Genomic DNA, 21,996 nt, shown 5'->3' with positions numbered 1-21,996 from the left:
TAAAAATTAATAAGAATAAAAAGTAATCTGAGAAATAAGAAAATTCCTATTTCCTAAAAACTAAAAAACCTGCCTATTTACCTTGATTTAGGGTATTTTAAGATTTTACTAATCCAAAATTCAAGTTACGGTTTAATAACTTTTACAAATTGTTATATTAAAATATTTATATTCAATAACTAAATCACTCCAAACAAAAAAACCGCAGTTTCGATCCTTATCAAAACTACGGTCTTACTGTTTCTGTACAATTCTCATCTACTATCACAATATGCTTTTAGACAGCGACTACTTCCAACCAAGAGTAGGTCTTTACTTCCACTTTAGGAGCCGATTCCTTTTTAAGCCACTTTCCATAAAAACCGCCAAACATTCGGACAAAAAAGTAATACATCCCACTCCAAACAAAGCCTGTTTCTTTCATCATTTGCCTGAAGAGTAAGTCTGCTTCTTTTCTGCTAATCACTATCTCATCTTTAAACTGATAAATGGCATCATGGAAAAGAGAAGCATAATATGTCAGGGGCAATTCAGTTCTTTCATCTAACCTACCATCGGGAGTCCCCCACACCAAATCCAGCCATATCTTTTTGGGGGAACAACCATCCCAAGCATAACCTTGCTTGTTTGTTCCTTTCAGTCTGATGATACCATTCTCAAAACTGATCCAGTCATTTTCAAATGAAATGTCTTTGAGGCTGGTCTGTATCCAAACGTCTTCTGTTACTACAAACTTGTAGACGTTATTGCCTCGATCTTTTCTATCACGGGTCATATAAAAAGCAGTTAGTTATTTAATAAAAATTTGAGTTTCAGTCATTACAGTTTTTGTGGTTCCGACACCTCTAACCCCTGTCGTAATAATACATATGGCTCAATGCCGACATCAGGTCATCATGGTAGGCCGAACTGTCCCTTATCATCTTGATAAACTGTTTCAGCTCCTTGATACTCTGCGCCTGTACAAATTCCTTTTCCAGTTCTCGCTGTCCAGCACGAATGATGGTTAAGTACTCTTCAAATTTACGGTCTACGGACTTTCGGGTATATGCATAAAATGCCTTGAACATACGGCTTCTGATTCCGTCATGGTACTTAAGCATTTCAAACTCCCAATCCAGTTGCTTTTCCTGTTTTTTGAGCATGGTATTAAATCCAATCATGTCTTCTTCCGAAAAAGTAAAGTCCAACTCATCAAAGTGCTTCCGGTAAAGCGTAATCACTTTCATCAGGTCATGGTTTTTCTTGGCATCCATAAGTTCACTCATCTGATGGTGCAACTCAGCTTTTTTCTGCTCATCTGTCTGGGTATCTGGATGAAGCACCTTTGCCAATTTCTTGAAAAGTGTATTCAATGAGGTAGTCCTCGCCATGATTTTATTCTCAATGTCCACATCCTTATCCACCTTATGCTGGGCTTCTACCTTTGCTTCAAAACGAAGCTCTTCTTCCCTTTCATTACGCTCTTGCATTTTTGCCCTCACACTAGCCACAAATTCCATTGGCTCCAGAAAAAGCTTTTCCAGTTCATCCTCAGTAAACAACTGCTCCAAGTTCAGTCCTGTCTGCTCAGTGACAAATTTCCGAAATGCATCCCTTAGCCTTTTCTTCTCATGCGGACGCAGTATCTCCACCTGATGTTGGCTGTAAAGCTGCCTGAACCTTTCATAAAGGGCTTTCATGTTCAGCTCATTGGCATAAGCATATCGGCTCACTCCATCGATCAGCTCTGAAACCCAACGCATCAGAACCGTCCTTTCCCATTCCAACAACTGCCTGTCAGCTGCCAAACCAATCAACCAATCCGCCAAGTTGTAGATACGCCTGAAATACCCCAGTTCTTCTGCCTTCACTTCACTTTCATAGCGTTTGATCAGCATATCAAGATCATGTCTCAGCTGGATATTTCTGAGTTTTTTCTTCCTAACGGCTTCCTGTAATCTTTTGAACTGATCTTCAGGAGTCAGTTTCTTGACCTGGTGTTTGACAGCTGGCTGATTCTTCTTTTTCATTTGTTGAAAACTGTGGATAAATGTTGACATCTAAGTGAATCGTAGAACAAAACCCTCTTTTTATTCACATATGTGTATATGTTGAATGAATTGTTTACTAAAACCCTCCTCTTATCAACATTTCGTTAGTAACCTTCTTGATTCTATAAAGATAAACAGGTAGTTATCCACAAACAATGTATGAAAGTGGATAACTCTACCATATTCTGTTGATAATGTGAAAAAACGCCAAAGATAAGCAAACTTAAATCAAAACAGGCACTTCGGTTGTTCTAAGCTTAACAACTAACCCGTAGTACTATGATCTTGAAGAAAATAAGTTTTGCATCCATCTTATGGATAATTGTCATGGTAGCATGTGCATGCAATACGGAGCAAAAAAGCACTGCCAATACACATATAAAACAAGAAGCCCAAGACCTATCAAAATACAAGAGAGCCTACTTTGCAAGTGGATGCTTCTGGTGTGTAGAAGCAATTTATGAAAGCCTTAAGGGAGTTCATGAGGCCGTATCTGGTTATGCTGGTGGTGAAAAAGCAAATCCTACCTACAGAGAAGTTGGAAGTGGTGAAACAGGTCATGCCGAAGCTGTGGAGGTCTATTACGATCCAAGCATCGTTAGTTTCGAAACGCTGGTACAAGTATTCTATGCTTCTCAGGATCCTACCACTGTTGGACAAAACCCCGATTTTGGAAAACAGTACCGATCCATCATTTTCTACCAGAATGATGAAGAAAAGAAAATAGCGGAAAAGGCTAAGAATGCTTTAGCTGCTTCTGGTCAGTACGACAAACCTATTGTTACGGAGATCACAGCACTGAAGAAATTCTATCCTGCTGAAGAATACCACCAGAATTATGAAAAGTTGCACCCCAACGAACCATATGTGGAAAACGTCTCCATTCCGAGGTTAAAAGCTTTTCAGGCAAAACACCCTGAATTACTGAAAGATGAAGCTTTACACAAATAAGGCAACAACTTAAAAGCCGTAGATACTGAATTGTATTTACGGCTTTTATTTATGAGCGGATATCACAATTGTAACACCCAAACTTTCAGTCGAACCCTTATATTTGCTACACTTCACAGATTCTTTTTTTACTAAACTTACCAAGCAACATGTATCCTATACTTTTAGCTACCCATTCACTTGTCAGGTGGCTGGTTTTAGCAAGTCTGTTTTTTGCCTTGTTTCGTGCTTACAGAGGATGGCTATCCAATAAGCCATTTGCTAAACTGGATAATCTCGTAAGACATAATACAGCCACCGTCGCACACATACAACTAATGCTCGGGCTTTGGCTCTACTTTATAAGTCCTGTGGTTGATTACTTCCTTGATAACTTTAGCGAAGCTGTGCATATGCGTGAAATCCGATTTTTTGGGATGGAACATATCACCGTTATGCTGATCGCCATTGTCGTGGTTACGATTGGTTCAGCAAAGGCAAAAAGAAAACCTACGGACAAAGAAAAATTCAAGACAATGGCTATCTGGTTCTCTGTTGGACTTTTCCTTATCCTGACCTCAATCCCTTGGGCCTTTTCACCCCTGACTAGCAGACCTTATTTCAGAAGTTTTTAAACCGCTTAAGACACATTAGTTCATTCTACTGTTTGTTTATAAGGAGTAATTAAATAGTTACTCCTTATAAAACTATCACCTATGATACGGCTACTTGCTCTCCTCTTTGTTTCCCTCTTTTTCTCATATACTTTAATTGCCCAACCTATGCCTTTAGAAGAATTTCAATGGAAAAACCGACTGTTACTCTTATTTGACGAAAATACTGACAGTCATCCCATTAAAGAACAACTTCTCCTGTTTGAGCAAAAACAGGAGGAATTAGAGGACAGACAGTTACTATTGATTCGTATTGATCAAAATACTGTACGCAATCAGCAAGGCATGCTAATTACTGACTTGGAAGCTACTGCCATCAGAAAACACTTCAGTGTTCCCGACAACCAATTTACTGTATTGCTTATTGGAAAAGACGGCACCAAGAAACTAACCAAATATCATCCTGTTTCTCCTCAAGAAATATTTAGTCTGATTGACCGTATGCCTATGAGACAGCCAGAAATGAAAAAATAGTACTAATCATAGCTAATAGTCTCAATCCAGACAGACACCCTACCCCGTATATTATTTAAGAACCTGCTCACTTTCTAGCTTTGTTAGTAAGAAAAGCATCATCTTTTATATATACCAAAAAGTAACTTTCCCCTCTAGCATGATTAGGAATCTACTAATTATCGGTGTCTTTATAGTTATCTGCTTCTCTAACTGCGGGAATGAAAGTGAAGAAGGCATTCTCAATGAGCAAAACAATATGCTCCCTGATTCTACATGCAGTGAGGCTGTATTTTATGAGACTGATATCGCACCGATTATCCAAGTCAATTGTGCTATTGGTGGCTGTCATCTTGATACCCAATCTCCCAATTTCCTGAATTATGGTGATGTATTTTCCAACCGTAACAGTATCCGTCAACGTACAGCTTCAGGCTCAATGCCTCCCAATACATCAGGTCTTACACTTACAGCAACTGAAATACAAACCATCTCCTGTTGGGTCAGACAGGGTGCACCAGAATGAAACCACTACTCTATATATTTCTTTTACTCATTTGTATATCCACCTCTCAGGCACAACGATACAAGTCTGAAAGTGCCACGGTCTCTTTTTACTCGGAAGCTCCTGTTGAAAATATCTCGGCAGAAAATCAACAAGTCATCAGTATACTTGACCTTTCCAATAATGAGATCGCCTTTGTGGTGCCTATTACAGGATTTGAGTTTGAAAAGTCGCTGATGCAGGAACACTTTAATGAAAAGTACCTTGAAAGTGAGAAGTACCCTACAAGTACTTTCAAGGGTAAAATCACTGGACTATCTACGCCATCACCTTCACCACAAGAGGTTCAAGCTATAGGCAAAATCAACATTCATGGAGTTGAACAAGAAATCACGGCAACGGGTACAATTGTGAAGGAAGATGGTATCATACTTTTAAAAAGCAGCTTTCCTATCCGGCTTGCTGATTTTGATATTAAGATCCCAAAAGTGGTGTTCTACAACATTGCTGAAGTCGTAGAAGTCACAATGGAAATAAAATACGCCCCTATCCCATGAAACGATTCTTATTTTTCCTGCTGCTATTCCCATCCTTTCTTTACGCACAAGACGACCTGTTAGAGGAGTTGAAGCAGGAAGAAAAAGGATGGGCTACAAGTATTGCGCAAGGTACTTTTAAAGGAACACGCATTATCAATGGTCACTCTGTAGAAACACGTGGAAAAAATGTATTAGAGTTTGTGATATCACACCGCTTTGGAACTATCAAAGAGGGTTTTGATACCTTTTTTGGACTAGATGATGCTAATATCCGCTTGGCTTTGGAATATGGAGTAACAGATAGATTGACAGTTGCTCTTGGGAGAAGTTCACTGGAAAAAACAATAGATGCCTATCTCAAATACAAAGTTTTACAGCAGGATGACAAAGTACCTATTTCACTTACAGCATTTACCAGCATTGCATATAACGGACAGAAAGAGATTAACCCTGATATAGAAGAGAGTTTTCAACGCCGCACAGCTTACACCTATCAGTTATTACTTGCCCGTAAGTTCAGCAATAAACTTTCGCTTCAAGTGATGCCTTCATTTGTACACCGTAACTTGGTTTTATTGGAAAAAGAAAAGAACGGTATGTTTGCCATTGGGTTTGCTGGCAGGTATAAGATCACCCAAAGCCTTGCTATTACTTCTGAATATTATTTGAGAATAAATGAAGAGACTGATTCTCCTTATCACAATGCATTTGGTATCGGAGTTGATATAGAAACAGGAGGACATGTTTTCCAACTGCAATTTACCAATGCACGTGCCATGGTAGAAAAGTCATTTATTACGGAAACCATTGATGACTTCTTTGAGGGAGACATTCATTTCGGTTTCAACATCACCCGAGTATTCTACATTGGCCGCAACAAAAAATAACCGCCCTATTTAAAGCTATCACATACGGCTGATAAATTGTTTTTTTTAATGCAGTCATTAACTTTGAGCATAACCTATGCTAAGTATTATAGCGCAAAAACTAAATCTATAACAATGAACTTATTTTTTACTTCGCTACTAGCGATCACGACCTTATTCCTATCTGGAAATAAGTACCCTGAAGCTAACGAATACTATTATACTAACCCTGAGAAGTCACTTCCATCCACTGACCATTGGGGTGTTGATAGACTGAAAAGTGATATCCAAAATGTAAAGGTTTCCTATGTTTGTGCCGTTCAGTATGAGGGTAAATGGGAAGAAGCTACTTATAAAGACGAAGTGGTCAAGCCTGCTACACTGCACGACATCGTGATGGTGTTCAACAAGAATGGTAAATTGAAAGAACACCTTGACGATAGAGGAATTGTAACTGAAAGGTTCTATGCCCGATCAAACCTATACAGTGGTTTCAGGGTATCAGGCAGTTTGATGGCAACCGAAAGCTTTGATTTTGCAGAATTCAATGATCAAGATTTGCCGACCTATGCAGAGAGATGGAATGAGTACAAAACACTTATTGAGGAAATACACCTTGAATATGATGCGCAAGGTCGTTGTGTTAAGATCACAAAACTGACCTCTAAAAAGAATATTGCCACTATTGACACCTACACTTATAACAGTGAGGGTTTTCCAGACACATACACTCATAACGACAAGACATATCCCGATCTGAACAATACCGTTACTTATGAGTATACAGAGATGGATAGTGAAGGAAACTGGCTAACAAGAATTGCCAAAAACAGCAATGATGTCAACTGTGATTATCTGGAGAAAAGAGAAATCACCTATCACCATGAGTTATAAAATTAACCCCCACTTTTTTATGGTAAAAAGTGGGGGTTCTTGTTTATTGTTCTTCTGCCTGTTTCAGCAGACTATTATAGAAAGTCGTAATTTCTTTTAGGTCATCATCTGAGCGGAATGTATAGTTATGCTCTTTCATAAACTTGTCTATCTGCTTCCCATAGACACCAAAATATTGTAAAGCCTTTTTCCTCCTGCTATCAACCTTCGTCAGGTTGCCACTTTCCGAAGCCCAATACAGCTCTTCTTTACGCTCTTCTGTCCTGATCTTATAATCATCCTCATCATTAAGGATATTTCTGCTGTCATTATCCAAATCAGCCTGTAAACTATTATCCATATAATCAATATAGGCTCGCACCTTTTTCAGCATAATCCGTGAGATCAGCTGACAGGGACCATCCACCAATACTTCAAAAACACCTACCAGTGGCACCCCTTCTATAGAATAGTTATGACCATTGACGTAGTGATAAACAAACTCTTCCCCATCCAATGAGTCCTTTAATACAAACTGATTCAAAGTGCGCAAATCAATGATTTGATAGGTACTATCCAAGGTCAATGTATCCTTCATGACTTCCTGCTCTTTCAGTATTTCAAGCTGATTCCAAGCCAAGTCATAACGTATTTTCTCTTCCTGTACAGTGTCACCATTTTCAAGCACTACTTTTCCCGGAAGCCACCAGTTTTGCAGTAAATAGAGTGTATCCCTACTCTCCTCTGGCCTTTTTTCAAGTTCTTCCTCAAAAGAAAACTCTTTCCCTATATTCTTTCGGTATTTAAAATCCTTTGTTTTCCCCATAAAGCTGCCATTTTGAGCCCAAACAGCCATTGGAGTCAACAGCATTACCATCAAAAAAATCGTTTGTCTTATTTTAGTTATAGCCATAGTGATATTGGGTTAGTCCTTCATCATTGATGGTATATTAGTGATTTTCTCTTACTGTGTCAATGAAAAAAGGCTACCACTTTACATGGTAGCCTTCTTATTATTCATATGAGCTATCTCTTAGTTCTGGAAAGAGAAAGAGATTGACTTGTCCTCAATTGCTCCATCTGCATCCAGTGTGATAGTAACATCATCAACTGTCAATGTACCGAACACTGTATGCTCTTTGTTGTCCTCGTCTGTGTATGTTGACTTATAAACAACAATGTCACCATCTACTAGACCTGCCAAAGAAGCTGCCGGTGTCCCTGCATCGTATGCGTTTTGTGCCTGGAACTTATCTGATACATCCAAATCTGCTGCTTTCACAAACATAGTTGTACCAAGACCTGTAATACCCAAGTCATTACCTGTTCCTGAAACGATATCGAAACCTACAGTCTCAACATCCTCCATGAAAGTGAATGTCTGACCTGCATATTTCATATCCTCTCCTTTGCTATCAAAAGTGTATTTGTTCACTGGAACCAATACTGTTTTTGTAGACGTTCCATTCACTATTACCTTGTATGCAAGTGTATCATACAGTGAGTAGTCCACACCATTCAGGCTAACACTGTCATTTGCCAGGTCAAAATCACCTGCCACTGCTGAAAATGCTACATCAGCGTTGTCCTCATCATACTTCAGTACTGCGCTCTCAACTACTACATTTGAAACTGTTGCATTGGCTGTACCTACTTCAAACCTTACAAAAGCATCTTTGCCGTTCTGGATCACCTCATCTGCTTCAAAGCTGATTGGTGAAGTTACTGCAATCGTGCTGTACTTGTAAGTTTCGGTGCTACCACCTCTAGTCACAGTGTACTGAGTTTCTACTTCATCCCCTACGCTTGACAGCTCTGCATCAGACAGGTTCAGCTCGATTGAAGCCTTGCCTCCTGAGATCGTCATATCACCCAGCTTCTTGATCTGAAGGATATTGCCATCCTCATCTCTTACAACCTGCTCCAAAACAGCCGCATCAACACCTTCTGCATCAATGCTGATCATAATTTTGTCAAGGTCTGTGAAACTGTATTTTGTACTGTAGCCAAAGCTATTAGCTGGCACTAAAAAATCTTGCTCTGCTTCACCTGCACATGACCCTAGGCTCAGTGCTGCCAATACAGAAGCTGTTGCTATATATTTATTGAATTTCATTTTTCTGTTATTTGTCTGTTAACCAAAATATAAAAAGCTCTTTGTAGGAGAAGCTTTACAGCTTCTCCTACAAGCCTATATTAATAGCTGTAGTCCACAACTGTTCCTTCAGCAACGTCCCACCAAACACGTGCATCCATTTTATCAGTACCTCCGATTTCAGTCAGGGCACTCTGATAATTGTTACCGTTCAATGTTTGCTCGTCGATAGGGTACTGTCTTCTTGTAGGAATTGTGCTCAGACCTGAGATCAGGATTCCATCCTTAGGAAGTCTCAAGATACCGAAATCCAGTCTTCTCCACTCGATCCAGCCTTGGTGTCCCTGCATGTACAAGGCTAACCATTTCTGCTCACCAAGTGATACTTTCCAGTTAGCTGCATCATAAACTTGAGCATCTGCATAAGCTGTTGCTGACGCTTTGTCAACACCCCACTGGTCCATTGACGTCAGGATACCTTGCTTGAAGTGAGCTGCTGCACTACCGCCGATGAAGCCTCTTTGTGCAGCTTCTGCCAATAGGAAGTCTACCTCAGCTGCAACCATATATAGACCTGGAGCTTGCGCATCCAATACAGCTGCACCTGGCTGAGATACTGCATTTACAGGAAGGTTGTTGGCAATATTTTCATTCTCACCATAGATCATACCGATAAATGTACCAGTATTAGCCGCTGGCTCTGCAAAAACAGACAATCTTGGGTCATTGTCAGCAAGCATCTGATCAACAATCGTGTTACTTACTGCAAAGTCCTCTCTTGTCTTACGGTCCTCATTCAATGGGTTGTTGTGAGGAGCTGCTGCATATACAATTGCAGCATTTTCTGTATTACTAGTAAAGTAAAGACCTGTATTGTAGGCTGCAGCAAAGTTTTCTTTAGCCACATCTTCCTTCACATCTGCAATTCTCATCGCCACTCTCATTCTCAATGAGTTTGCGAATTTCTGCCAGGCTACAGCATTACCATTGTACAGTGCATCACCACTAAAAGCTGGAGCATCTGCATCAATGCTATTGTATGCTTCTTCCAGTTTCACCAACAGGTCCATATAAATAGACTCCTGTGAATCATACTTAGGTGTCTTGTTTCCTGTAAGTGCTTCAGAGTAAGGAATTGGTCCCCAGATGTCTGTCATCATTTGGAACATGTATGCCTTCATAATCTCTGCTGCCGCATTCTGGTTAACTGCTGCTGCTTTCTCTGCCTCTGAAGCAAAAGAATTTGCTGCAATTTTTTCATTGTTCAGGTCAATCACAGCCTGAAGGTCTTTCAGACCACCTGCATACCAATTAGTCCAGTTGCTGTTATCCTCAGAAGGTCTTGCCTTGTACTGGCTTTCTGATGTATAACTGTTTTGTGCCCAGAACTGAGAGTAAAGTAGACCGAAACGTCCGTTTGCCCACTCATCCCACATGTCATCCATCAAACCTTTTTGAGCTGAAGCCAATAGGAAACCTGGCTCTACCACTGAAGGCTGATCCGGATCAATATTCATTTCTTCAAAGTCTTGGTTACAGCCTGTTGCACCGAAAAGCAACATACCTGCCATTGCAGCCACTTTGAATTTGTTATATACTGTATTTGCCATGATAATTATTCTCTTTAAGATGTTGATCAATTCTTTAGGTTCTTAGAATATATTGAGCATAAGCATCATTTATATCCTATAGAAATATTCCCTAATTAGAAGTTGAACTTCACGTTGAAACCGATAGATCTTGTACTAGGTACTTGAGCACCTTCAATACCTTGAATGTTACCCGCTGAAGCTGTTACTTCTGGGTCAAGGTGAGGCAGCTCGCTATAAAGGATCGCCAGGTTTCTACCCACAACTGAGAAAGTTACGTTGTTGATACCGTAGTTGCTTACCAGTTTGTTAGGCAATTTGTAGCTCAATGCCAATTCTTTCAGCTTCACGTAAGACGCATCGTATACGTCTGCCTCTGCAATTGTGTAACCACCGTTTGCAAAGAAGTGTGTGTTGGCATCGATTACAGTTGTGTTTGGCGTACCATCCTCGTTTACACCTTCTACAATCAGACCGTTCTCTCTAACACCGTTAGCTGCAGTCTCCTCAAAAATACCTGAGTATTTACCCCACATGTTTGTTGTTGAGAATACTTTACCACCGTAACGAGCATCGATCAGTGTTCTTAGTGAGATACCTTTGTATGAGAATGTGTTGTTGATACCACCAGTCCATTTAGCCAGTGATGAACCAAGGTTTACAACTCCGTCAGTCACTTTGTAAGTTCCGTCCTCGTTTACAACCTTGTTGCCGTTGTTGTCATATACATATCCTGTACCTACGATCTGTCCGTATGACTCACCTTTGTAAGCGTTCACTGACACTGCGAATGGAGCGTTAGCCAATCTCAGGTTTTTGATTTCCTTACCAGTCTCAGGGTCTGTGTACAGTTCAACAACTTCGTTCATGTTTTTCGCCCAGTTCACTGTCACTTCCCACTTGAAGCCTGATGCAGTCTGTACTGGAGTACCGTACAACATCAGTTCAAGACCGTGGTTCAACATTTCACCTGCGTTGATGTATTGTCTTGAGTAACCTGAAGCTGCTGAAGTTGCGATATCCAGGATCTGGTCAAATGTCGTGTTGTGGTAGTAAGTAACATCCAACCCTACACGGTCATTCAGGAATCTTGTATCCAAACCTACCTCATATGAACGAGTAGTTTCTGGCTTCAGATCAACATTGTTCAGTGTATTTGGCACTGTGTAAAGTGGGAAACTACCATATGAACCTCTTGTATCAGCTGAATAAGTAGTCAGGATATTGTAAGGGTCAGTATCGTTACCTACCTCTGCAAAACCTGCTCTCAGTTTACCGAATGAAAGGATGTTAGAACCGCTCAAAGCTCCAAGTTCAGAGAATACGAATGAACCTGTCACTGAAGGGTAGAAGTAAGTATTGTTGTCTGTTGGCAATGTAGATGACTGGTCAACACGCATTGTTGCGTCCAGGAAGTAAGTGTTTCTGTACCCGAATGAAGTTGAAGCGAATGCAGAGTTTACTTGCTTAGTATAGCCATCATCAAGCAACTGAGCTGGAGAGTTTGAGTTTGACAGTGTATAAAGACCTGCAACGCTCAAACCGTTTACAGTAGTACCGTAGTTTCTTTTGTATGATTGCTTTCTGATGTTACCACCTACAAATGCGTTTACTGAGAACTCACTATCGAAAGTCTTGTCGTATCTCAACATTGCCTCATAGTTGTTCTCCTTCACGAATCTTACATCCTCAGAGTATTTTGAAATATCCTGAGAGCCTACTGCGATTCTCTCTCTACGTGAATCTGTGTAGAAGTCAGTCATTACCTTACCTGAAACTGAGAAGTTCTCATTGATTTTGTAGTTCAATGCGAAGTTACCGAAGAAACGCTCTCTATCATCATCCTGATAGTTCTCATATCTTGTCCAGTATGGGTTATCTGTATATTTAGGTCTACCGTCATCGTAAGATCTTCTGTTCCAAGTACGTTGAGAACCGTCAGGGTTCTTGTACTGCTTCATTTGCTCGTTGTCCCACTGTCTCTGTCCCCACTGGTTGAACTGTTGCATAATGTTTCCTCCATCATAACCAGTACCTGGACGGCCTAGTGCTTTAGATGAAACGTAGTTAGCTACAGTTGAAACTGTGAATTTTTCTGACAGTTTAGTGCTACCGTTGAAACTTACTGTGTGTCTTGTCATTTCACTGTTAGGCATCACACCGTTGATGTCCATGTTTGTGTATGACAAACGGAAGTTAGAAGCATCGTTTCCACCGCTCAATGCCACGTTAGTGTTTGTAGTAACACCAGTCTCAAAGAAGTCTTTTACGTTATTAGGGTGTGCTTCCCAAGCAGTTGCTTGACCGTAGTCAGGGTGCCACTCGTCAAAGCTGTACCACTGTCTTGCTGGTGTACCGTCCAGTTTAGGACCCCAGCTCTCATCCACTGCATATGAAGCGTAAGGGTTGCCATTAGCATCTGTAGCTGAGCCAAAAGCACCTGCTCCACCACCACCATATGAGTTCTGGTAGTTTGGAAGGCGAAGGATGTTGTCAAAAGTAACGCCCGCATTGATACTTACGCCGATACCTTTTCTACCTTTACCTGATTTTGTTGTGATGATAATTACACCGTTCGCTGCTCTAGAACCGTAAAGGGCTGCTGCTGCTGCACCTTTCAGTACTGACATTGACTCGATGTCATCTGGGTTGATATCCTGAGCTGCGTTACCGTAGTCATAACCACCCGCACCTCTTTCTTGGTTTGATGAAGTAAAGTTTGAGTTATCCAATGGCACACCGTCCACTACGAAAAGTGGCTGGTTGTTACCGTTGATCGAGTTAGCACCACGGATCAGGATTCTTGATGAACCACCCATTGTAGAAGATGAGTTGATCTGAACACCTGATACTTTACCTGCAAGGCCGCTTACTACGTTTGTTGATTTCACTTCTGAAAGTTCATCACCACCTACAGCTTGCATTGCATAACCTAGTGAGCGCTCATCTCTTGATACACCCAAGGCTGTTACTACAACTTCATTAAGTTGTTTTACATCCTCTTTTAAAGTAATTGAGAATGATGATTGAGTTCCTATTGTTTGTTCAACAACTTCAAAACCTACCAAACGGAACACTAAAGTTGTTGCATCCTCAGGAACAATCAACTTAAACTGCCCATCAAGGTTTGTTACACCACCTTGAGCAGTACCTTTTACTTGAACGGTAGTACCTGGAAGAGGCTCACCTGTAGCATCTTTAACTACACCAGATACCGTTCTCTCTTGCGCAAAGGCCATTGTAATTAGCCCAAGCATCATTGATAACAGTAATAATGATTTTCTCATAGTTTGAATAATTGAATTGGTAATTTTGTTGTAAAAGAATTTTACCAAAAAGTGTTTCGCCATACCGAAGCATAGTGAATGAAATATTTCGTAAAAGCGATATAGGCCACGATAATACAAGTGTTAGATCAAAAAATCAATATTTATCATTAAAAAATATTAATAAACCCACTTTTATTTAAATAATAAAGTACAGAACAACACATAAGTACTAATATTTATTCAAAGTCAAGATAAAAAAGTAATACTCACACTATTACACAAAATCACTCAAAACAATATATCATCTATTTTACATGTATTCATTTAAATAAATAGTCTTCATATATGGTTATTTCATAGTGATCATTTATTCATATATAAACCATTCTTGATAAGAGAAAATTATTTAAAACTTATTGAAGCTAACCAATACTTCTATTCAAGAAATTGGAACATAAAAAGGCCCCTCTTAAGAGGGGCCTTTTGTGGTTATATCTTCAACTACACCTAATTAGTTTCCGTACTCAGCGAAATTCTGGTGCAAGTTAGGGTTTGCTAATTGCTCGTTTTCTGGAATTGGTCTCCAGAATTGATGACCACCAGCAGGAACCGTCACCAAATCCTTCACCTCATAAGTAGTTTGTATAAACTCTCCATCTTTACCGACTGAAACATAATCAACTCCTTCAGCTTGCTTAGCGTGCTCTACTTCTTTTACAGTCACTGGCAAACTATTTCTTCTCAAGTCATACATTCTATGACCTTCAAAAGCGAAGTCTTTTCTCTTTTCTTCTAAAAGCTCTGCCAATGTACCTCCATTTACAAGAGCGGCATTGTATGCATCCAATCTAGTTTGATATGCAATTGCGTCTTCATTTATTCCTTGAACTGGACGGATATACCTTGCTGTTCTAATTGATTCAATAATGTCAATCACATCTTGATCTCCTTCCCCTCTCAAGGCTATAATTGCTTCAGCCTTATTGAAAAGTACTTCCGCCAGACGCAATACTTTTGGTGAATGCAAGCCTAGCACCTCGTCTTGTGCATGGAATTTATTATTGTAAATAAACCCTGGTTTAGAGACAAACAGTGAGTCCTTGTCCTTATTCCATTCCCCTTCAACTATAAACATAGCCTCATCAGTTGCATCTTTAGTAGCTAGACCTACTGTTCCTCGAGCATCGGCAAAACCATCCTTATCTATTCTGTTAAAACTGTTTACAAACTCAGGGTTTACGGCATATGAACCGTATCCACCAGCTACACTAGACATAGCAATGTAACCGAAGTTATTGGAACCTGCAGTTTGGTTTTCTGTAAATACGATCTCAAAGATTGTTTCTTTACCACCAGTTTTATTGAAGTATTCAAAAAGGTCTTCACCTGCAGTTAAACTGTAACTTCCGGAAGCCAAAATTGAATCTGCTTCATTGATTACTTCTTGGTAATCTCCCTTGTAAAGGTATACTCTGGACAAAAGTGCAGAAGCTGCATTAGCTGTTGCATAAGACACATCCTTATTCACAATATTAGCCTTGGCTACTTTCAGATCGTCGATCACCTGATTATAGATATTCTCCTCAGTAGCATTAGCTGGATAGTTACTGCGATCTGCATCAGCAACTGTCAATATCAAAGGTATTTCCCCATACAACCTGAATAGATCAAAATGAGCCAAAGCCCTCATAAAATATGCTTGCCCTTTTTCGTCTTTATTCGCCTCAGGGTTTTCAATAATCCTATTGGCATTGGTAATTACCTGATAAGCTCTTGCAAATATTGTACGGTCATCATCTGACTCACTGATACTAACATTCTTATTCATCTCATACTCCAGGATAAAACGGCTACCGTTTACCCAAACGTAAGAGTCGGTTCCCATATCACCATACAATGTATAGTTACGACCATAATATGCCACAGCCTGAGTCAAGTTATAAAGTCCTCTTACCTGCCCTGGAACATCTTGGATCTCATCCACTTCAATTTGTTGTTCCGGCTCAGTATCTAGGTTACAAGAAGACAATGTTGCTGATAACAAGAATGCTCCTAATATATATTTATTCATTTTCATGACTGATTCAATTTAAATGTTCACTCAGTTTTTCATTCTGACCTGTAGAGCAAAAACTCTACAAGTCAGTTAGGTTATTACATTTGCTTACTGTGTATTAGAACTTAACTGTTACACCTCCTGTAAACATTCTACCTTCTGGATATTCAAAGAAGTTATATCCATCAGCATCTACAGTTACAGGGGAATATCCTGAGTAATCAGAGATGGTAAATAGGTTCTGTGCAGACGCAAATAGTCTGATATTAGTTAAGTGGAGTTTCTCAGCCAATGATGATGGCACTGTATATCCCAATGTGATATTTCTCAGAGACAAGTAACTACCATCTTCTAGAATTCTATCTGAGTGATAAGTAGATGATCCTGTTCCATAAGCAGGTAGGTATGTCATATCACCTGGCTGCTCCCATCTTTCACCTAACGATTCCTTTGTAATCGCATAACCTGATACAGCACCATCAAACAACTCTGTAAAACGCTTTGTACCATTGTAGATTTTACCGCCTACTGAGAATGTCATAAATATTGACAGGTCGAAGTTTTTATACTTGAAATTGTTTGTCAGACCACCTGTAAAGTCAGGCAGTGCAGAACCTGAATCAACTCTTTTCGCACTACCAAAGTTAGATGTCGCCAAACGACCATCTCTCATATAGTACTCATCGCTCTCAAGCATCTTATTTACTTCTTGCTCAGTCAAGTCTGGATTGTTCACATACCAAGATGACTCTCCATTTGCAGGGTTGGCCCCAGCAAACTCTCTCAGATAGAAGGTATAGATAGACTTGCCTTCCTCAATGATGTGAATTCCATCTACAACTGAAGATTGGTCATCATCTAATTTCAGCACTTTGTTTTTATTGAATGCGATATTGAATGCTGTATTCCACTCAAATTCTCCTTTCAAGTTGTTGGTTGAAAGCTGAAGCTCAACACCCTTGTTTTGCACTTCACCTACGTTTCTTCTTATAATAGAGAAACCAGTAGTCGATTGAAGAGGAGCTTCTAGCAACAGGTCCTTAGAGTTTTCCACATAAAAATCTGCATTCAGTGTAATGACATCTTTGTAAGAAACATCAAAACCTGCATTGAATTTATGACGAATCTCCCAAGTAAGGTCTTCATTTTCTAGTTGCTCGTAGTATGCCGCAGGCAATTTGTTATAGGCATCATATCCATATAAACCTCTTGCCTCAAAATCTCCAATATTAGCATTACCCGTTGTACCATATGAAGCTCTGATTTTAGCCAATGTCAGAGGAGAATCCATCATAAAGTCTTCTCTTGAAATAAACCAGCTACCACCTACTGACCAGAAGTTACCATATTGGTTTTCCTTACTAAATTTTGAAGAACCATCACGTCTGAATGACGCTGAAGCATAGTATTTACCATCATAGTTATAAGCCACCTGAGACAGGTATGACAAGTATTTGTATGATGTCTTGCTACCTCCAATTGAGCTGATTTGTGCAGCTTGGTCCATGTTCGACAGACCATCAGGGAATTGAGTACCCTCCATACTCGTCAGCGATCTATTGTTTTCTTGGTACTCATAACCTAAGATACCACTTACTTCATGCACTCCTCCAAACGTCTTATCAAAGTTTAGCAGTGAAGTGGATGTCAGTGTTGAGTTAGTCAAATGCGACTCTACAAGACTACCATTAGTACTACGTCCATCATATGAGCTTGGATTACTGAAGTAGGTATAGTCAGCATTTTCAAAACGAAGTGCCGTTGTATTACTAGCTGTTAACCAATCTGTAAGCAAGACATTGATCTTACCATCCAAAACACCATTCAGTGACTTTGTTTTACGAGAATTCAATGGAGTATCATGCAAGAAGTTAGCTTGAACTGCACCATCGTTTAACAAAGCACGTGGGTTTCCATCCTCATCATATGGGCTTACAGTTGGAGCCTGTAGGTATGAGCCCAACAATGGAGATGAGTAAAGGTTACCGTTTGACGCATCCAGCTGATCAATTTGAGACAAGCTCGTATTTAAGGATACATTTACCCTATCGGAAACCTTTTGATCAAGGTTCATTCTCAATGAGTAACGCTCAAAACCTGAACCTATCAAAATACCTTCTTGATTATAGTAACCTGCCGATGCATAGTATTTTGTCTGGTCGTTACCTCCTGACATACTTACATCATAGCTTTGTGTATAGCCATCTCTAAAAGCCTTGTCAATCCAGTCAGTGTCAGTACCGTTCCATTCTTCTCCATGGAATTCAGCGAATTCTTTACCGTTTGCATATTCCAGATTACCCTTATTCAAACGTGAAATACCTTGTCTTGTAGAGAAAGTAATAGTTGGTTTACCAGATGAACCTCTCTTCGTTGTTACCAAGATTACACCGTTTGCTGCACGAGCACCATAAAGAGCAGTCGCTGCTGCATCCTTCAGGATTTTGATATCTTGAATATCTTCAGGTGAGATACTTGCCAGTGGGTCACGTTGCTGCTGTTGGTTAGCCGCAATACCGTCATCGGAGCTCATAATTACTCCATCAATTACGTATAACGGATCTGTACCTGCTGAGATGGAACCTACACCACGAATACGGATATTCGCTTTCGCACCCGGCTGTCCTGATGGAGGTGTAATATTGATACCAGCTGCCTTACCCTGCATCGCGGTAGCCATGTTAGGTGCTGTAATATCTGTTACGTTCTCTACAGTTGGAGTAGAAGAAGAAACGTCTTTCTTTGTATATCCCACAACTTCCACTTCTTCCAGTTCTTCTGCATCAACAACCAAAGATACATTGATAGCTGACTGAGCGCCCGCTACAATTTCCTGTGTCTGATAACCAAGAAAACGGAAGATTAGTACTGATTCGTTAGATGGGACTTTTATAGTATAGTTACCTTCAAAGTCTGTAATTGTGCCAGTGGTAGTACCTTTTAACAATACTGTTACACCTGGTAGCGGTTCGCCCGCTTCTGAAACATTACCTGTAATAGTTCGATCTTGTGCGAATGCCGCCAATGTAAGCAACGGCAAAAGCGCTAGTGATAAAAAGATTTTCTTCGCCATAAGTTTGTCGTTTAGATATTCCTTAAGTAACCTGAAGCTGATCTTGAAATCCGATTTTTTAGCTCCAAGTCAACCGACATAGTAGAAGGCAACGTCGAAAACTTTTTAGTAAGAGAAATGAAGTCACCTTATTAAAAAGGTGCATTAGTAAACAGTAAAAAGATGTGAGATTTTTTGGGAGGTTGTTTTGTGAAGTCATTCTTAAATAACTACAAAAAAACCACAGATAGTTAGATTGTTTGTTGATTCAAGGTAATTAACGGGATTTAAATAATAAAACTCTTTGTTGAAAATTTTATAAAAAAACACACTCATATCAGTAAAAAACAAGCTTTAAAGAAGATTTTTATTAATACAATTTTAACATTGGAATAATATTCTGAAAGTGTCAAAACTATACTTATTCACTAAAATGCCTTCTCTAAGAAAATACTCCTGACTACAAATCCCTCTTTTTATATCTCTTTCTACAAATAATCCTATTTTTTGTTATTTACCTACTGCACTATCTGTCTTCACTGTACAATTACTTCATTTATTCTCCAACTTTTAAGTCATTAAAAAGGCCGTCAGCATATGCATAAATGTTGACGACCTTTTTGATCAATCGTTTATTCCTCTATTTAAATCCTATTAGTTCTGTGTATCGTTAGCTTGGTAACCTAGACCAAAGCCATCGTAGTATGAACCTGATTTGATATTGTATTCTCCATCCAGTTCGATTGCAGGCAACTGAGTTTTCTCATTACCCGAGATCTCGTGATTCGCTTCTGAAGCACCATTTCCATACACAATGAACTCAGAGTTCTCATTATTAGGAGCGTATTTATTATCTGCGATTCTCACTTGGTTGACAGTGATCAGTGACCAGAACAGTTCGTTATTATAATCACGGAACCAGTTGTCATGAATATTCAACAGGGCTCCATTCTGGTATTTTTTCTCCGTCTTCAGGAAAGCCGCATCTGCTTTTTGTGATGATGAGAAGTAGTTGTTGTACATCTCAATATCATGACCACCTTTGATAAACAGGAATCTTGAGTTCGAATTGGAGATTACGTTATTGTAATACTTACCAGCACTCCAGTCACCAATCTGGAAACCTTGATCCTGCATTGGTTCTTGCTCTTTACCTCCATTGATCATTGTGTTGTTATACACCTCTACATTACCTTGAACGTTTGCTACCTGGAACAAATCCCATCCTGTATCATGAATCAGGTTATGGTGAACACGAAGGTTTTCAATTGCGTGTGCCTTATCCACAGAGGTCTGACCGATATACATACCTTCCCCGTGCGTGTCATGGATCAGGTTGTGGTGAATATGCAAGTTTCTCATTACCCAACCGTGAGCATTATCTGTTTTGGCAAGGATACCGGCAAAGTCCGTATTCTGGATTTCAATATAAGCTACTTCTACGCCTGTTGTCTTCTGGTCAAATGACATACCACTCGATCCAGACTCTACTACATGAATACCATACTTAAACTTAGGGTTACCATTACCCATTACTCTAATATTCTCACATCCAGTAAACCAAAGTGCATGTTTTCCTGCTTCACTTGAAGCTACTGTCACTTGCTCTTTGTTCACGATTGTGATTGGCTCACCTTCTGTTCCTTTCCAACCATCCATTACAAGTCTACCTCTTGGAGTCTCACTTGGTCTGAATGCCATTACAAGACCTGGCTTATTCAATTCCTGATGGTCTGCTGCTTTCAAGTAAACCATTTCAGGTTCAATCCAGAAGTCAACCTTAACGGCTTCTCCATTTACTACCACTTCATCATCAGCAAGATTTCCTATTGGTGATGCAGGTGCTGCCTCTACTATATAATCAGTTGAATCTGTTGTTGTCGTATCTGTTGTTGCTTCAGTTTCTGCTATTGGGGCTAATACTTCTTCATTACCACTTTCTAATACATCATTATCTGAGCTACATGACATCATAGTAGCAGGAACAATCATTGAAATTAGAAGGGCTCTGTTAATCCAATTTGAAAACTTCATAAAATATCGATTTAAGTAAGCACAATAGTTTCCCACCCCTGCCCGTAGGTCATTTTGGTCAGGGAAACTGTCTTCACTGTATTTCTTAATTATTGAATTGTTGACTAACGAAGAGAAATACTCTCTATGATTTTTAGTCGTTTTAATTGCTGAATAATCAGCGGGAATTTTCTGGAAGACCATCTGTCTTTTCCAGTGTGCCGTTGTTGTCAAGCACACCAAAAAGACAGAATTCTTGTACTTTTAGTTTATTTCTTTGTATTAATAGGAGTTAAGGAAAATAAACGAACGTAAATTTAAAGAGGAAAATCTTATATTTTTCGAGTGAAAATCAGGGAATTGTCCTATAATTATTGAAAAATAGGGCATTTTATCTACCAATTATCAAAAAATCAGCACTGGAGTCGTTAACAGGGGTGTCGACTCAAAAAAATTCCCATATTCACACAAACTTTTTCAGTTTTGGTCATTTTTAAAAACCAGAATCTGACCAAAATCAGGAGAAATTCAGCACGATTTCACCTGATTTTGAACTGTTTCAAATGCTGTAATTCGGGGAATGTTCACGCTCAGAAAAAAGGTGGTTCAACTGAAGCGTATCCTGAGCTAAAAAGCCATTACCTTAAACACTCTCTGTCACTTTAGTTTTAGTCTTGTGAGATATAAATAACTGACTCACCACTGCATCTAAACAAATAAGGAACCTAACATTCAAAGTGAAGAGCTCATAAAAAAGACCAACGACTCCTTATATATAAAGAACCGATGGCCTTATCACTCACCTAAATATCACTTCAGCATACAATGATTTATAGTCTCTCTAATTAGAAGTTAAATTCGTTTTTATTGGCGATGGCTTCACTCAGCCACCATTATCAGATTCCTAAACGTTGTAGAAGGGAATTTCTTAGGTATATAATTCTACATACACACCTATTCAATCAACATGAACTATGGATTATGCAGCCCTTTCAGGGCTTAAAAAAATGTACTCTACATTACGATGGGATAATCGCACATGCAACGGC

General features: G+C 39.5%; 16 protein-coding genes. 7 read left to right on the top strand and 9 right to left on the bottom strand.

Going from position 1 to position 21,996, the window contains the following annotated elements:
- Nucleotides 1–277: 277 nt before the first annotated feature.
- Nucleotides 278–775 carry a hypothetical protein gene (locus V6R21_RS07005; RefSeq protein WP_334242118.1) on the bottom strand — a complete coding sequence of 166 codons (498 nt, stop codon included), beginning with the start codon at nucleotides 773–775 and terminating at the stop codon, nucleotides 278–280.
- A 70-nt stretch (nucleotides 776–845) separates the two neighbouring features.
- On the bottom strand, nucleotides 846–2,012 hold the full coding sequence (locus V6R21_RS07000) for a hypothetical protein (RefSeq protein ID WP_334242116.1): 1,167 nt from the start codon (nucleotides 2,010–2,012) through the stop codon (nucleotides 846–848).
- A 300-nt stretch (nucleotides 2,013–2,312) separates the two neighbouring features.
- On the opposite strand from V6R21_RS07000, the gene msrA reads away from it, so the two are divergent.
- From msrA to V6R21_RS06965, 7 genes are all read left to right on the top strand, one after another.
- Nucleotides 2,313–2,984 carry a peptide-methionine (S)-S-oxide reductase MsrA gene (msrA, locus tag V6R21_RS06995; protein ID WP_334242114.1) on the top strand — a complete coding sequence of 224 codons (672 nt, stop codon included), beginning with the start codon at nucleotides 2,313–2,315 and terminating at the stop codon, nucleotides 2,982–2,984.
- Nucleotides 2,985–3,133: 149 nt separating this feature from the next.
- Entirely contained in the window at nucleotides 3,134–3,598 is a 465-nt protein-coding gene (locus V6R21_RS06990; protein ID WP_334242113.1) for a hypothetical protein, read from the top strand.
- Nucleotides 3,599–3,679: 81 nt separating this feature from the next.
- Nucleotides 3,680–4,111, top strand: coding sequence for a DUF4174 domain-containing protein (locus V6R21_RS06985; RefSeq protein WP_334242111.1), 432 nt, complete (start codon nucleotides 3,680–3,682; stop codon nucleotides 4,109–4,111).
- A 139-nt stretch (nucleotides 4,112–4,250) separates the two neighbouring features.
- Nucleotides 4,251–4,616 carry a hypothetical protein gene (locus V6R21_RS06980; protein WP_334242109.1) on the top strand — a complete coding sequence of 122 codons (366 nt, stop codon included), beginning with the start codon at nucleotides 4,251–4,253 and terminating at the stop codon, nucleotides 4,614–4,616.
- On the top strand, nucleotides 4,613–5,152 hold the full coding sequence (locus tag V6R21_RS06975; RefSeq protein ID WP_334242107.1) for a YceI family protein: 540 nt from the start codon (nucleotides 4,613–4,615) through the stop codon (nucleotides 5,150–5,152). Before V6R21_RS06980 ends, V6R21_RS06975 begins: the two co-directional genes overlap by 4 nt.
- Complete coding sequence (locus V6R21_RS06970; RefSeq protein WP_334242105.1) at nucleotides 5,149–6,021, top strand: DUF5777 family beta-barrel protein; 873 nt, start codon at nucleotides 5,149–5,151, stop codon at nucleotides 6,019–6,021. The genes V6R21_RS06975 and V6R21_RS06970 overlap by 4 nt, the downstream gene beginning before the upstream one ends.
- A gap of 114 nt (nucleotides 6,022–6,135) precedes the next feature.
- Entirely contained in the window at nucleotides 6,136–6,894 is a 759-nt protein-coding gene (locus V6R21_RS06965) for a hypothetical protein (RefSeq protein WP_334242102.1), read from the top strand.
- 43 nt (nucleotides 6,895–6,937) lie between these two features.
- Here V6R21_RS06965 and V6R21_RS06960 read toward each other — a convergent pair whose 3' ends face one another.
- From V6R21_RS06960 to V6R21_RS06930, 7 genes are all read right to left on the bottom strand, one after another.
- Nucleotides 6,938–7,786, bottom strand: coding sequence for a hypothetical protein (locus V6R21_RS06960; protein ID WP_334242101.1), 849 nt, complete (start codon nucleotides 7,784–7,786; stop codon nucleotides 6,938–6,940).
- A 120-nt stretch (nucleotides 7,787–7,906) separates the two neighbouring features.
- A complete protein-coding gene (locus V6R21_RS06955; protein WP_334242099.1) occupies nucleotides 7,907–8,989 on the bottom strand; it encodes a hypothetical protein in 1,083 nt (360 codons plus the stop codon).
- 80 nt (nucleotides 8,990–9,069) lie between these two features.
- Nucleotides 9,070–10,578: a SusD/RagB family nutrient-binding outer membrane lipoprotein gene (locus V6R21_RS06950; protein WP_334242097.1), complete on the bottom strand. Its 1,509-nt coding sequence runs from the start codon at nucleotides 10,576–10,578 to the stop codon at nucleotides 9,070–9,072.
- Nucleotides 10,579–10,673: 95 nt separating this feature from the next.
- Nucleotides 10,674–13,844, bottom strand: coding sequence for a SusC/RagA family TonB-linked outer membrane protein (locus tag V6R21_RS06945; RefSeq protein WP_334242095.1), 3,171 nt, complete (start codon nucleotides 13,842–13,844; stop codon nucleotides 10,674–10,676).
- 493 nt (nucleotides 13,845–14,337) lie between these two features.
- Nucleotides 14,338–15,903, bottom strand: a complete 1,566-nt coding sequence (locus V6R21_RS06940; protein WP_334242093.1) for a RagB/SusD family nutrient uptake outer membrane protein — start codon at nucleotides 15,901–15,903, stop codon at nucleotides 14,338–14,340.
- A gap of 97 nt (nucleotides 15,904–16,000) precedes the next feature.
- Complete coding sequence (locus tag V6R21_RS06935) at nucleotides 16,001–18,955, bottom strand: SusC/RagA family TonB-linked outer membrane protein (RefSeq protein WP_334242091.1); 2,955 nt, start codon at nucleotides 18,953–18,955, stop codon at nucleotides 16,001–16,003.
- Between the two features lie 633 nt (nucleotides 18,956–19,588).
- Nucleotides 19,589–20,968: a NosD domain-containing protein gene (locus V6R21_RS06930; RefSeq protein ID WP_334242089.1), complete on the bottom strand. Its 1,380-nt coding sequence runs from the start codon at nucleotides 20,966–20,968 to the stop codon at nucleotides 19,589–19,591.
- Between the last annotated feature and the right edge of the window lie 1,028 nt (nucleotides 20,969–21,996).

Origin of the sequence: Limibacter armeniacum (assembly GCF_036880985.1) — a bacterium.
Lineage (GTDB): Bacteria > Bacteroidota > Bacteroidia > Cytophagales > Flammeovirgaceae > Limibacter > Limibacter armeniacum.
This window is presented reverse-complemented; position numbering and strand designations above follow the sequence as displayed.